11 protein-coding genes and 1 tRNA gene are annotated in these 12,899 nt (G+C 47.5%); 10 read left to right on the forward strand and 2 right to left on the reverse strand.

Annotated elements, in window-relative coordinates:
• The first annotated feature begins 144 nt into the window (after positions 1-144).
• From ACOJTG_RS22995 to ACOJTG_RS23005, 3 genes are all read left to right on the forward strand, one after another.
• Positions 145-573 carry a helix-hairpin-helix domain-containing protein gene (locus ACOJTG_RS22995; RefSeq protein WP_420155950.1) on the forward strand — a complete coding sequence of 143 codons (429 nt, stop codon included), beginning with the start codon at positions 145-147 and terminating at the stop codon, positions 571-573.
• A complete protein-coding gene (locus ACOJTG_RS23000) occupies positions 574-1,344 on the forward strand; it encodes a TIGR03915 family putative DNA repair protein (protein WP_420155951.1) in 771 nt (256 codons plus the stop codon).
• Positions 1,345-1,800: 456 nt separating this feature from the next.
• Positions 1,801-3,249: a hypothetical protein gene (locus tag ACOJTG_RS23005; RefSeq protein WP_420155952.1), complete on the forward strand. Its 1,449-nt coding sequence runs from the start codon at positions 1,801-1,803 to the stop codon at positions 3,247-3,249.
• A gap of 2 nt (positions 3,250-3,251) precedes the next feature.
• Here the strand turns inward: ACOJTG_RS23005 and ACOJTG_RS23010 are convergent, their stop codons facing one another.
• A complete protein-coding gene (locus ACOJTG_RS23010) occupies positions 3,252-4,220 on the reverse strand; it encodes a glycosyltransferase family 9 protein (protein WP_420155953.1) in 969 nt (322 codons plus the stop codon).
• A 365-nt stretch (positions 4,221-4,585) separates the two neighbouring features.
• Here ACOJTG_RS23010 and ACOJTG_RS23015 point away from each other — a divergent pair, with 365 nt between their 5' ends.
• The 5 genes from ACOJTG_RS23015 (at position 4,586) to ACOJTG_RS23035 (ending at position 9,994) form a co-directional block, all read left to right on the forward strand.
• Positions 4,586-5,821, forward strand: coding sequence for a M16 family metallopeptidase (locus tag ACOJTG_RS23015; RefSeq protein ID WP_420155954.1), 1,236 nt, complete (start codon positions 4,586-4,588; stop codon positions 5,819-5,821).
• Positions 5,822-5,912: 91 nt separating this feature from the next.
• Positions 5,913-6,554 carry an O-methyltransferase gene (locus ACOJTG_RS23020; protein ID WP_420155955.1) on the forward strand — a complete coding sequence of 214 codons (642 nt, stop codon included), beginning with the start codon at positions 5,913-5,915 and terminating at the stop codon, positions 6,552-6,554.
• Between the two features lie 77 nt (positions 6,555-6,631).
• A complete protein-coding gene (locus tag ACOJTG_RS23025) occupies positions 6,632-8,968 on the forward strand; it encodes a LysM peptidoglycan-binding domain-containing protein (protein ID WP_420155956.1) in 2,337 nt (778 codons plus the stop codon).
• 108 nt (positions 8,969-9,076) lie between these two features.
• Complete coding sequence (locus ACOJTG_RS23030) at positions 9,077-9,661, forward strand: DUF3109 family protein (protein WP_420155957.1); 585 nt, start codon at positions 9,077-9,079, stop codon at positions 9,659-9,661.
• 9 nt (positions 9,662-9,670) lie between these two features.
• Positions 9,671-9,994 carry an MGMT family protein gene (locus ACOJTG_RS23035; protein WP_420155958.1) on the forward strand — a complete coding sequence of 108 codons (324 nt, stop codon included), beginning with the start codon at positions 9,671-9,673 and terminating at the stop codon, positions 9,992-9,994.
• Positions 9,995-10,150: 156 nt separating this feature from the next.
• Here ACOJTG_RS23035 and ACOJTG_RS23040 read toward each other — a convergent pair whose 3' ends face one another.
• On the reverse strand, positions 10,151-10,477 hold the full coding sequence (locus ACOJTG_RS23040; protein ID WP_094808408.1) for a HesB/IscA family protein: 327 nt from the start codon (positions 10,475-10,477) through the stop codon (positions 10,151-10,153).
• A 175-nt stretch (positions 10,478-10,652) separates the two neighbouring features.
• Here ACOJTG_RS23040 and ACOJTG_RS23045 point away from each other — a divergent pair, with 175 nt between their 5' ends.
• Both ACOJTG_RS23045 and ACOJTG_RS23050 read left to right on the forward strand, forming a co-directional pair.
• A complete protein-coding gene (locus ACOJTG_RS23045) occupies positions 10,653-12,029 on the forward strand; it encodes a cystathionine beta-synthase (protein WP_420155959.1) in 1,377 nt (458 codons plus the stop codon).
• Positions 12,030-12,267: 238 nt separating this feature from the next.
• Positions 12,268-12,352 (forward strand) — tRNA-Ser (locus tag ACOJTG_RS23050).
• Positions 12,353-12,899: the final 547 nt, after the last annotated feature.

Genomic DNA, 12,899 nt, shown 5'->3' on the forward strand with positions numbered 1-12,899 from the left:
GGAGCTACGCCCGTGTATGACCTGTAATTTATGGCTACGGCTGATGAGTTTTATAAAGCATATAATCTAAAACGGGTGTTTTACTCCGGCTACGTCCCCATTCGGCAAGATTCTTTGTTACCGAGTATAGGAACGCCTCAACCAATGGTACGCGAAAACCGACTCTATCAGACTGACTGGCTCATGCTGTTTTATGGCTTTCGGGTGAATGAAATTCTCGACGATACGCACCCCAATCTTGACCCGGAGATTGATCCTAAACTAAGCTGGGCTCTTCGCAATCTGCATTTGTTTCCGATAGACATCAACATGGCAGATTATCAACTTATTCTGCGGGTACCGGGCATTGGTGTGGGCTCGGCTAAAAAGATCGTAGCGGCTCGACAGTTTGGTAAACTCCGAACGTATCAATTACAGAACCTGGGCATTGCCTACAACCGGGCTAAGTACTTCGTTCGGTGTGCGGACTCGCCGTTTGCTTCCAAAGACTGGCAAGCGTCCCAGATTAGACATTTTATACTTTCCTCAGGTCAGAACAAACGGCAGTCGCCCCAGCAGCTAACTCTTTTCTAAATGGAGATTTACGTATTCGACGACACTTTCGAAGGTTTTCTGACGCTGATCTTCGACTGGTATAATCGAAAACCGGGGCTTATTATGGTTAGTTCAACCAAACACTATCACCCACAGGCCTTCAGCCAGACGTATTTCGTCATTACAGATTCTAATAAGGCTACGCGAGTCGCTACGGGCCTACGGAAACAGCTCTCTAAAGAAGCCTGGCGAGCTGTCTATTGTACCTTCTTATCGGAACGCCCTCAGGCCTACGAACACTTGTTTGGATTTGCGGTATACGTATTTAATGGCATAGCTCAGGCCGAAAGCAATTACGGCAACGAGCACGTGCTTTTTGTGCATCAGATGGCCCGTAAAGTCGAACGGGAAAAACATCACTTGGAAGCTTTTGTACGCTTTCAACAGACGCAAGACGGTATGTATTACGCTCCTATCGAGCCGAAATATAATGTTTTGCCTCTTATTGCTGGACATTTCCGAGGCCGTTACGCCGATCAATCCTGGGTAATTTATGATCACGTACGCCAATATGGCTTGTATTATGATCTCCAGCGTCTACAACTCATTACGCTGGATTTTCAGCGGAGCCATAACTTCGATACACCAGCTCGTATCTCGGAAGATCATCATGAAGAAATGTATCAATTACTCTGGAAAGATTACTTTAAAAGTGCCAATATTCCGGCCCGCCGCAATTTGAAACTTCATGTCCGGAACTTGCCCCGCCGTTTCTGGAAATATTTGACTGAAAAACAGGTACTAGACTAGTAGGTTCGCTGCCATTTACTAACTATGTCAACGTATATTTAATGGGCTATAAATTATATTTTTAGAAAAACCTTATCTTGCCAACGGGAAACCCATTACCTCTTTCCTAATTAGTAACATTAACCCAATCTTTAATCTAAGCATATCTTTCCAAAGAAACCATTTAGTATTCTTATGGAGTTAGAAAAAACGTCGTATTCTTCCCAGAAAACGTTGGTATACGTCGTTTGTGGCGTCCTACTTTTCCTCTATCTTTTTTTGCAATATTATTTTATTTCTCCTATTCCCTTTGGTGATGATCTGCCCAGTATTTACCAGTTCTTATTACATCTAGAATACGCAAATTCATTCAGCGAAAAACTTAAATTACTATTCACTAATGGCTTTGTAGAACATAAACTTCTCTTTTCTAACCTTTTCGTTACTTCCTTATACGCACTTATTGGAAAAATATCCTTGCCCTTATTTGCCTTGGGAGCGGGCCTAGTTTGGTGTAGCATTTTCTTTTTTTACAAGTACTGGCTGCAAGCTATCCCGGTATCTCGTTATTGGTTGATTGCGATTACGCTGGTACTCGTATCCTTTGCTCCGTATCAGGCTATATTCTGGACCATGGCAGCGTTACAGCATTTTTCTGTCACATTCCTTTGCTTTCTGACCATCTATTTTCTTTGTAAACCTGCCAAGCAGAATGTAATGTTTTTCCTACTGGCTACGCTCAGTGGCTTTATTTGTACGTTTTCTTCCGGCAACGGAATGGCCGTTTGGCCCGCGGGTTTTCTGGCTCTGATCCTAAGAAGGGAGATTAAATTTACTCTTGGATGGGTATTCGTTTCGGTAGCTAGTATTGGCTCTTATCTCTATAGCATTGCTCTAAACGAAACACCGTCGGGTAACAAGCTATCACATGTATCCGAAGCGTTGTTTGTTAAAATAATCAATTTCATTGCGGGGCTAGCCGGAGCTTCGCACTTTAGAAACGACTTTCTGGATTTTTCGGATGGCGAGTTTCCTATTTCTTTTACTTACTTTTCGATCTACTTAGGTCTCCTGCTACTACTTTTATTTTTCTTAGCCCTTATCGAGGCATACCGAAACAGAAATCGGGGATTGATTGCGGTTATTTCTGTTTCCGCTTTCATCGTTATTACTTTCGCTTTTGTTGCCTTTGGCAGATCCTCTTCACAGGAAGTATTCGTCGTATTTAAAAGCCGTTATTATACCTATTCGGTCATTGCTATTGCCAATGGTTTGTTCTGTCTGGGCTATCTGACCCGGCAACTACGGTATCGAAAAACTATTTTGCATGTAAGTCTGGCCTATAGTATCTTTTTCTGGGGATGCTGGCATTTTAATTCCTATACAAACCTTCTGAATCAGCGAAATATTTTAGATCTCGGGTATCTGAATTTCACGAAAAGCGGACAGTGGGTCTGTTACCAGCCTACCTTCTTTTACGAGCGATTTTACAATACGTTTTTTTCTGAAAATCAAGATTCACTCGTACAGTTACCTTCTACGGACCTGCACACCGCGTTTCGAAACAAGCAAGTAACGGAGGCGGGCTTTTTTCCCTGTTCAAACGTAGGAATGGATCTGATGCCTAAGGGATTTGTGAATGTACGGCTCTATAACGGGGAAGCTCCGGCCATCTTCAACCGGAAAGAGGGCTATGCTATTGCCATGGTTTCGGCAAAGGATACCTTCTTACTGTACACGACTCTTTTTCGAAATTCAGTCAAAAAGTTTGTAACTACTGGGCAACTCACCCGCAAAGGATACAATCTTAATGGTCATATACGCCAAGAGAACTTTCCCAAGGGTTCGTATGAGCTGCATCAATTTTATTTCAAGGGCAAAGAGGGCTTCTATAACCCCAAAAATGAAGGCACAATTACGCTTTAAATTCAGGCCGGTAATGCATCTAATAATTGTTCGGTACGAATATCACGAGCACATTTAAAGTGGCCTTGTGGGCAGGACTTGTACCCGTGAATACCACAGGGCCGACACGTCAGCGATTCCTGTACTTCTACGACTTGCGATTGATCCGATAAAGGGCCAAATCCAAACGTTGGTACGGTTGAACAAAAGATTGCCGCTGTTGGAGCATTCACCGCCGAACACAGGTGCATAGGCCCCGAATCGTTTACGTAGTTCATAACTGCTCCCTGCATTAAAGCAGCGGATTCCAGCAAACTAAGCGTACCAGCCAGATTGTGTACCTGACTGCGGCCGGCAGCCTGCCGAATACGTTCGGTCAAATCCTTGTCCCCCGGTCCACCTAGTAGATACACGTGCAGAGAATCTGGTAATTGCTGGATTAGATCAATCCACTTTTCCTCGGGATATTGCTTCGTAAACCATACCGATGAAGGGGCTAGACAAACGTAAGGCGTTTGGGGCGGGAAGTTAAGTTTCGGTGGATAAAGCCGGGGACGAAATACGTGTTCATCCGTAAACCACGCCACTAAATCAGTATTACGTTCCACTTCGTGCGGACCGTCGAACCGGTGTTTGATCTTGCGGGTAAAGAGAAAACTCAGGGGATTTTTGTCGAATCCCACCGTCGTTTCGGCTCCGGAAAAAGCGGTTAGAAACCCTGTCGTGGCAAATCGCTGTACATTGATAACGTACGTATACTGCCTTGAACGGATGTGACGGAGTAACTTCCAAAGACTCGCGTATTTGCCTTCTTTTTTATCCCAAATCAGTGTTTCATGCAAATACGGATGGTTTTTCAATAAACTTTCATTGCCCCTCCGTACCAGAAAATCAATTTCAGCCTGCGGGTAATGATGGTGAAGCTTTTCGAGTAAAGATGTCGCCAGAATAGCGTCCCCAATAAAAGCCGTTTGAATAACCAGAATCTTCATAAAACAAAGGTCGCCAAGAAAATGGCAAAGCCGATACCCATATGTTGGATTTTCGGTTTCTGCCCTCTTGATGCACTATCCTTAGTTTTTGATTTCCAACTGCTTAGGATTTCCGTATTATATTTGCAGGTGAAATACATTTTCCCTAAATTTTAATCCGTTCAGGACCGGAATGCACTAAAAATTTCCGGTTGTCCGAACGGATTTTAAAAAAGTTCTATTAACATTTTGCTGCATTGTCCGTTACTTTTGAGTATTGAAGCTCCGCTAAACTCTTCTTTTCGAACGCTTGTTTGCTTACAGTGAAGAGATGTTGGAATGAAAGAAAGGATTTCCTTTCGCGGCGAAACGTGCACTGATTATCGATGGAAGACTACCAATTACATACCATGCCTAACGGCATACGGGTGGTACACAAACAACTTACGCATACGCAGATTGCTCACGTGGGCATCATGCTCGACATTGGTTCTAGGGATGAACAGCCACACCAACAGGGACTGGCTCACTTCTGGGAGCACATGGCCTTTAAGGGAACTGAGCGTCGTAGTAACTTGCAAATTATCAATCGACTGGAAAATGTCGGTGGAGAGTTGAATGCGTACACGACGAAGGAAAAAATCTGTTTTCATGCCTCGGTTCTGACGGAGCATTTTGACAAGGCTCTGGACTTGCTGTCGGATATCACTTTTCATTCCGTCTTTCCGGAAAAACAGATTGAACGGGAACGAAACGTGATCCTGGAAGAAATTTCCATGTATTACGACTCGCCGGAAGATGCCATTCAGGATGATTTCGACGGACTTATTTTCGAAGGTCATCAGCTCGGAGCGAACATTCTCGGGGATGCGGAAAGCCTCAAGCGTTACAAAAAAGAGGATTTTCAGACCTTCATCGTTCAGAATCTAGATACGGAGAAGATTGTAGTATCATCCGTAAGTAAGCTACCTTTCAAGAAAGTGGTAGATCTGGCCGAACGTTTGCTGAAAGATATTCCGGCCAGCAGAACCAACCGGGTTCGTCAGGCTCCTACCTTCTACCGACCACAAAGACAGGAAATGAGTCGCAACATGACTCAGGCCCAAATCGCCATGGGTCGGCAATCGTACGCGTTGAACGATGAGAAACGTCTCCCCTTCTTTGTACTGTCAAATCTACTCGGCGGTCCGGGCATGAACTCTCGCCTCAACCTGTCCGTACGGGAGAAGTACGGTTTAGTCTACGGCATCGACGCTCAGTATACCCCGTTTACCGATACGGGGTACTTCGGTATTTATTTTGGAACCGAGCCGCGTCAGCTTAACAAAACTTTTTCCCTCATCCATAAGGAACTCAAAACCTTACGCGAAAAACAATTGACCAGTCATCAACTACACGTAACGAAACAGCAGTTGATGGGCCAATTGGCCATGTCCGAGGAAGGGAACATGAGTTATATGCTGATGATGGCCAAAAGTTTGCTCGACATGAACCGGATTGAATCCCTGGAGCACCTGTTCGGGCATATCAAAGCCATCACGTCTCAGCAACTCTGGGATCTGGCGAATGAGATGTTTACGCTCGATCAATTTAGCTACCTAAGCTTCCTACCGGAAAATTGATTTTGGGTATGAAAGTTGAAAAAGCCGGGAAGGTTTCCGGCAACTATCGTTAACTTGTGAAAAGGTTACCTTTTCGATTGATTTTTAGTTTATGCATTTTTTAGTTCCAGAAATAGAGGCTTACGCGGAAGCTCACACCAGTCCGGAGCCCTCGTTACTGAAACGGTTGAACCGCCAGACACACGTTAAAATCCTGCATCCCCGGATGCTTTCCGGTCATTTTCAGGGCCGTATGCTTTCCATGATCTCTTGGATGATCCGGCCGCGTGTGGTACTGGAAATTGGAACGTACACTGGCTATTCAGCTTTGTGTTTTGCCGAAGGGCTGGCCGATGGTGGCAAGGTAATCACTATTGATATCAAGGCTGAACTAGAGCCCTTCGTTCGAGAATTTTTGGACGAATCGGACTATAAGGATCAGATTGACTACCGCATTGGTAACGCCCGCGAAGTAATCCCCACGCTCGATGAAACGTTTGATCTTGTATTCATTGATGCCGACAAACCCAGCTATGCAACGTATTACGATTTGACCATCGACCGGGTTCGCTCCGGCGGCTGGATCATCGCTGATAATGTACTCTGGAGTGGCAAAGTGGCCCAAGCTGGGGCTAAAGTTGACAAAGACACCCAATGTTTGCTAGATTTTAATGCCAAAGTACAGCAAGACGACCGCGTTGAAAACGTTTTATTACCAATTCGGGATGGGTTAATGGTAGTTCGCAAAAAATAATTTTCCATTTTTACCCGCTTGTATTCGCCCTCCCGCACCTTCCATCTATCGAAAGTCATCGCTTAACCATATCAACTATGATTAAAGGTATCATTACCGTTGCATTTAGTTTAGCTGTGAACGTTTCTGCTTCTGCTCAACTCTTTCAGGTGCCTTCCCGAGTGACGTTCAGCAACATAAACGTAAACTTAGAACCCGGAGCCCGCGATATCGTACAGACCGATGTCTACGCTCTGTTGGCCAACCGCACGACCATCAATACCCGTTTGGATCGGGCAGCCCTGTATTTCCCGATCATCGAGAATATCCTTTCGGAAGAAAACGTACCCAACGATTTCAAATACCTGGTATTACAGGAAAGTGGTCTGACTCCCGATGCCGTATCGACTTCTAATGCGGTTGGGTTTTGGCAGTTTAAAAAAGAAACAGCTACGGATTACGGCTTACGCGTAGATGATGAAATTGACGAGCGTAAGAATATTCACGCTTCCACCCGAGCGGCCGCTCGTTATCTGAAAAAGAATAACACGACGCTTAACAACTGGGTTTCGACGCTGTACTCCTACTACCTGGGCCTGGGCGGCATTCGTACGCTGGTACCCGCCGAGTGGAACGGAGCCCGTGAAATTACCGTCGACGAAAAAACGGATCGGTACATTCTCCGTTGCCTGGCCCATAAGCTGGTCTACGAAAACGAATTACGCGGGTATCGTTCGGCCCAAACGCCTTTTTACGAATACAAAGCCAGCGGCGGCAAAAGCTTCACGCAAATTGCCGATCAACTGGGGGTAGATGAAGTGGAACTTCGTCGCTATAACCGCTGGGTAGGCGGCTCTAAAATTCCGCAGGACCGCGATTACGTCATGCTCGTAGTTGTGAACAATCCTTCGCAGCCCGGCGTAGCTTCAACACAAGCGGGACCCGCTACGGTCGCTCAACAAAGTACTACCGCCAGCCGTCCGACTACGACAGTCGTTCGCCGGACAAAAACGAAAGAACCAGAATTCCCGGTACTACGTCGCATTACGCCAACCAGCCGTCGCCAGTCCAACGGACCCATCTTCTACGAAATCAACGGTAAAGATGGTATTCTGGCTCAGGAAGGTGATACCTACGAAAAGATTGCAGATCGGGCTGGCATTCGTTCCAGTCGCTTCCTGACCCGAAACGACATGGAGGAGAGCGATGCGATCCAGCCGGGCAAAGTGTATTACATCCAGAAAAAAAATAAGAAAGCGGCCGTTGCCTACCATACGCTACAGCACGGACAAACGCTCTGGGATGTTTCGCAGATGTACGGCATTCGTCTGTCGTTTTTACTGAGAAAAAATCGGATTAAATCGGAATCTGAAGCCGTTCAACCGGGCCGCGTTCTGTGGTTACAGAAAACACGTCCTTGCAAAACAGCTATCGAGGTAGTACCGCTGCCCGATCCGGAACAACCCAAAGAAGCAGAACAACCAGCCATCGAAGTAGCCGGAAAACCCGATACAGCGACGACCAGACAACCTGAAGTAGCGGTTAACGTACCGACCACCACTACACCGCCCCAGCGAAATTCGGGCCGGGTGGTACTCGTCGATGAAAACGGTCAGGTGGTATCCGGTAATCCATCCGGTAACCCCTCGACCCCTGCGAATCGGCCTCCCGTAACTACGAATCCTAACCCTACCACGCCGAACCCTCGTCCGGCCACGCGTGAACCACAGGTTGCGACTACACCACGTCCGGCTCCTTCGCGGAATACGTACCCCGTTACGCCCGGAGAAGCGGATGCTCCAGCTCCTACCACCCCTTCGCGTCAGCCCGTTACGCGTACTGAAGGCAAAGGAACTTATCACGTTGTAGAGCCTGGGGAGACTTTCTACGGTATTGCCCGGAAGTATGACCTCAAACCCAGCGATCTGCGGGATTTGAACGGAATGACCTCGTATCCTGTACTGAAAACGGGTGACCGAATTCTGGTGAAAGGCACGCCTACTACGGCAGCTCGCCCTACGGCCAAGCCTGCTGTAACGGAAGAGAAGATAGCAACACGTCCTGCGGCGGCAGCCACTTCGTACCATACCGTACAGCCGGGTGAAACGTTCTTTGCCGTCGCCCGCAAGTACAACCTGACACCGGAAGAACTTCGCGATATCAATGGCCTGACGGAAATGCCCCTTGTCAATGTAGGCGACCGTTTTGCCGTTCGTTCCGGCGTCCCTCGCCCTAGCCAGCCCAACCAGAGTGGTAGTCTGCCGGCCAACCGCTCGGAGAACAGTTGGACTTATCACACGGTGCAATCGGGCGAAACGCTGTTTGGAATTGCTCGCAAGTACAAGGTATCCGCCAGCAATCTTCGCCAGTGGAACAACCTGTCGGCTGAGGGAGCCATTCAGTCAGGACAACGTCTGAAAATCAAGAACAAATAATATTTGACGGTCCGAAGGAACGGACCACCCAGTGACACTGTTAATTTTGATAGCGGGAAAAAATTCCCGCTATTCTTTTTTAGTGGACGAACCCCCACAAAAACGAGCATGATACTCATTGATAATACCGTCATTTCGGATGACATCGCAGACCAGTATTTCGTCTGCGACCTGCTTAAATGCAAAGGAGCCTGTTGCGTAGAAGGCGACCTCGGTGCTCCCCTGGCTACCGACGAGCTAACTAAACTGGAAGAAGTATACGAACAGGTGAAGCCCTACCTTTCGGAAGATGGCATCAAGGCCGTGGAAGAGCAGGGCCTATACGTGGAAGATTGGGAAGGTGATTATTCAACACCCGTGATCGAAGGCCGTGAATGTGCTTATGCCATTTATGATCAGAAAGGAATCTTGAAATGCGGGATCGAGCAGGCGTACTTGGATGGTAAGATTACCTGGAAGAAACCCCTTTCCTGCCACCTCTACCCTCTTCGCGTCACGAAGTACGATCAGTATGACGCCTTGAATTACGACCGCTGGCACATTTGTTCTCCCGCCTGCGAACACGGAGCGGCCCTGAAAGTACCCGTGTACAAATTCCTGAAAGATCCCCTCATTCGGGCCTACGGCGAAGCATGGTACGAAGAACTATGCCGGGAAATTCAGGATAAACTGGAAGCCAACCAAACCAACTAAGTACTCACTATGGCTTCCGATGCTTTCCAGGATATTTATGAAGTAGTCAAGCTCATCCCACCGGGACGCGTGACCAGTTACGGAGCCATTGCCGAGTACCTGGGTTCGAAGGGCGGTGCCCGACTGGTGGGCTGGGCCATGAATGCCTGCCATACCATTCCCGACGTACCCGCCCACCGCGTCGTCAATCGCAATGGCGTACTGACCGGAAAGCATCATTTCGGCGGCAATCGGATGCAGGAACTCCTCGAAGCCGAAGGCATCCAAATAAAAAATGACCAGATCCAGGATTTCAAAAACCTGTTCTGGTCACCGAAGGAAGAATTGCTTTAAGGGATAGTTGTTAGTTGATGGTTCTTAGTTGTTAGTATACTCAACCTAGAATTCCAAGAACTAACAACTATTCACTCTAGCTACAGTTGGAAGTTATTGGCCTACCTAATTTAAATTCCCAATAACTAACAACCATCAACCAATAACTATTCTATTTTAAACCGCAAAGCTTTCGCCGCAGCCGCAGGTACGTGAAGCATTCGGGTTATGGAAGACAAAGCCTTTGCCGTTGAGTCCGCCGGAGTATTGTAACTCGGTACCGGCCAGATACAGAATCGACTTCTTGTCGATCATCACGGTTACCCCTTTATCTTCAAAAATCATATCTCCCGCCTGGGGTTCTGAGGCAAAGTTCAGATCATACATCAGGCCTGAACAGCCGCCGCCTTTTACAGCTACGCGTACGCTGAAGTTTTCCGTCAGACCATCCTGCCGACGCAGTTCTACAATTTTTTCAGCAGCTTCTTGAGATACGGTTACCATAGTTTTATCAATAAAAAGAAGAGATTCTCTTCGATTGTTGGTTTCTTCGGACAAATTTACTCCTGAAATCGGAACAGTGGTTAACCGGAATAGGTTTCTTCGGTACCTAAATTTCATTCGTTCACCCGCGTCATTCCGGTTGTGAGCCGGCGAATCCTCAAATCTGTACGTTCCTATGCATTACTACAATCACGTCATAGAAACCATTGGTAATACGCCGCTGGTTCGTCTCAATAAGGTTACCAAGGGTATTCCCGGCACTATTCTGGTGAAAGTAGAGTACTTCAATCCCGGCAACTCCGTCAAAGACCGCATTGCCCTGCGGATGATCGAAGACGCGGAAGCAGCAGGTATTCTTAAACCCGGTGGTACCATCATCGAAGGCACTTCGGGCAATACCGGCATGGGACTAGCTCTAGCCGCCGTAGCGAAGGGTTACAAATGCATCTTTACGATGGCCGATAAGCAGTCGCAGGAGAAAATTAACATTCTGCGGGCCGTGGGAGCGGAAGTGGTCGTATGCCCGACGAACGTGGAGCCGGATGACCCCCGGAGTTATTATTCAGTAGCTAAACGCCTAAACCAGGAAATTCCCAACTCCTTCTACCCCAATCAGTACGACAACCTCTCTAACACGGCGGCTCACTACGATACTACCGGACCGGAAATCTGGACGCAGACGGGCGGTGAAATCACGCACTTTGCGGCGGGGGTGGGTACGGGTGGTACGATTTGTGGTACGGCCAAATTTCTGAAAGAGAAAAACCCGAACGTAATAACGGTGGGACTGGACACCTACGGCTCGGTATTCAAGAAGTATAAGGAAACGGGCGAGTTCGACCCGAACGAGATTTACCCATACCTGACTGAAGGCATTGGCGAAGACATACTGCCCAAGAACGTCGATTTTTCGCTGATCGACCACATTCTGAAAGTGACGGATAAAGACGCGGCGATTATGGCCCGTCGGTTGTCGCGGGAGGAAGGTCTGTTTGTGGGCTGGAGCTGCGGTACCGCCGTGTACGGAGCCCTGGAATACGCCCGCGAGCATTTGAAGGAAGACGACGTGATGGTGATTCTGCTCCCCGACCACGGCACGCGTTACCTGAACAAAATTTACAACGACAACTGGATGAAAGACCACGGGTTTCTGGAAAGTCGTTCGTTTGCTACGGCTCAGGATCTGATTCGCATTCGTCCGCGTAGTCGCACGTTGATTTCCTTACCCCAACAGGCTCGGGTGAGTGAAGCCATCCGCTTACTCAACCGCGACGGCATCAGTCAGATTCCGGTCGTAGACGAGTCCGGCAGCTTTGTGGGCAGTATTTCCGAGTCGACGATTCTTTCCTTACTGATTCAATCGCCCGACATCAAGGAAGTCCCCGTACAGGAAATCATGGAGAAGCCTTTCCGCTTCGTGGGTCTGCACGACACCATCGACGTACTGGCCTCGCTCATCGACAAGGATAACAAAGCCCTGCTCGTTCGCGACGAGAGCAACGGCATCCACATCATCACCCAGGCCGATTTGCTACTGGCGATGACGAACTAGCGTACGATTTACGACCCATTCTAAAAAGGAAGCGAGTGCACTCGCTTCCTTTTTTAGTGTTCAGCAACAAGTACCATTCACCAAAGGCAAAAAATTATCAAAAATTTTCCCGGAGTCGAAGCTTTGAAAATGAAGCATCTACGCGTTGAAACTCACAAAAAGCCCAATCCAAAAGTATTTTTTTTCACGCTCCCTCTTGACACAGGCCCCCAAAACCACTACTTTTGTGCTCACAAACAGAGGGTTGGCGGAGTGGTCGATCGCGGCAGTCTTGAAAACTGTTGACTGTAACAGGTCCGGGGGTTCGAATCCCTCACCCTCTGCGAATCGTTTAAATGATTAAGATTTGACCAAACCAGCCCTTCAAAGCTGGTTTTTTTATGCCTTTTCTTGCCTGAGTCCTAGGCTTTTCCCTGCGTTTTCGGATATCCTACTGGCACCGCCCTTTTTCGCGGCTGGCACCCCTTTGGCCGCTTTTTCATCTTACCAAATATCATACATTGTGGACGGCCTCGCCGGGCGTTCACACTATGAAGTATTCAAAAATGGAAATTTCGTTTTTCCGCCACACTTCAAAGATTTCCGGTTATACAACCTTATACTGCCAAATATCTATGGATAACCGCACCCTGGAGATCGAGATAACAGGCGTTAAAATACTGTCTGCCCATTGGAACAGTCACACGGTCAATAAAGAAGACCCAATAACGCTGAGCTTTGCCTCCTTTATAACCTTGTTGGAAATTTTCATATTTGATTTTCTCCAATATTTGAATTGAGATTTCGGGCTGGTCGGTGGGGTTGGCACTACCTGGAAACCTTACGTATCAACGAAGTCCCCACTTGTACGACTTTGCGTTGCGGCTCAAC

The organism is Siphonobacter sp., assembly GCF_048595215.1.
GTDB lineage: Bacteria > Bacteroidota > Bacteroidia > Cytophagales > Spirosomataceae > Siphonobacter.

Bases quoted from the DNA above. Each gene is read 5' to 3' on its own strand.
- ACOJTG_RS23035 (WP_420155958.1), top strand. From the start codon at position 9,671: ATGGCTTCCGATGCTTTCCAGGATATTTATGAAGTAGTCAAGCTCATC.
- ACOJTG_RS23045 (WP_420155959.1), top strand. From the start codon at position 10,653: ATGCATTACTACAATCACGTCATAGAAACCATTGGTAATACGCCGCTG.
- ACOJTG_RS23020 (WP_420155955.1), top strand. From the start codon at position 5,913: ATGCATTTTTTAGTTCCAGAAATAGAGGCTTACGCGGAAGCTCACACC.
- ACOJTG_RS23010 (WP_420155953.1), bottom strand. From the start codon at position 4,220: ATGAAGATTCTGGTTATTCAAACGGCTTTTATTGGGGACGCTATTCTG.
- ACOJTG_RS23025 (WP_420155956.1), top strand. From the start codon at position 6,632: ATGATTAAAGGTATCATTACCGTTGCATTTAGTTTAGCTGTGAACGTT.
- ACOJTG_RS23000 (WP_420155951.1), top strand. From the start codon at position 574: ATGGAGATTTACGTATTCGACGACACTTTCGAAGGTTTTCTGACGCTG.
- ACOJTG_RS23040 (WP_094808408.1), bottom strand. From the start codon at position 10,477: ATGGTAACCGTATCTCAAGAAGCTGCTGAAAAAATTGTAGAACTGCGT.
- ACOJTG_RS23015 (WP_420155954.1), top strand. From the start codon at position 4,586: ATGGAAGACTACCAATTACATACCATGCCTAACGGCATACGGGTGGTA.
- ACOJTG_RS22995 (WP_420155950.1), top strand. From the start codon at position 145: ATGGTACGCGAAAACCGACTCTATCAGACTGACTGGCTCATGCTGTTT.
- ACOJTG_RS23030 (WP_420155957.1), top strand. From the start codon at position 9,077: ATGATACTCATTGATAATACCGTCATTTCGGATGACATCGCAGACCAG.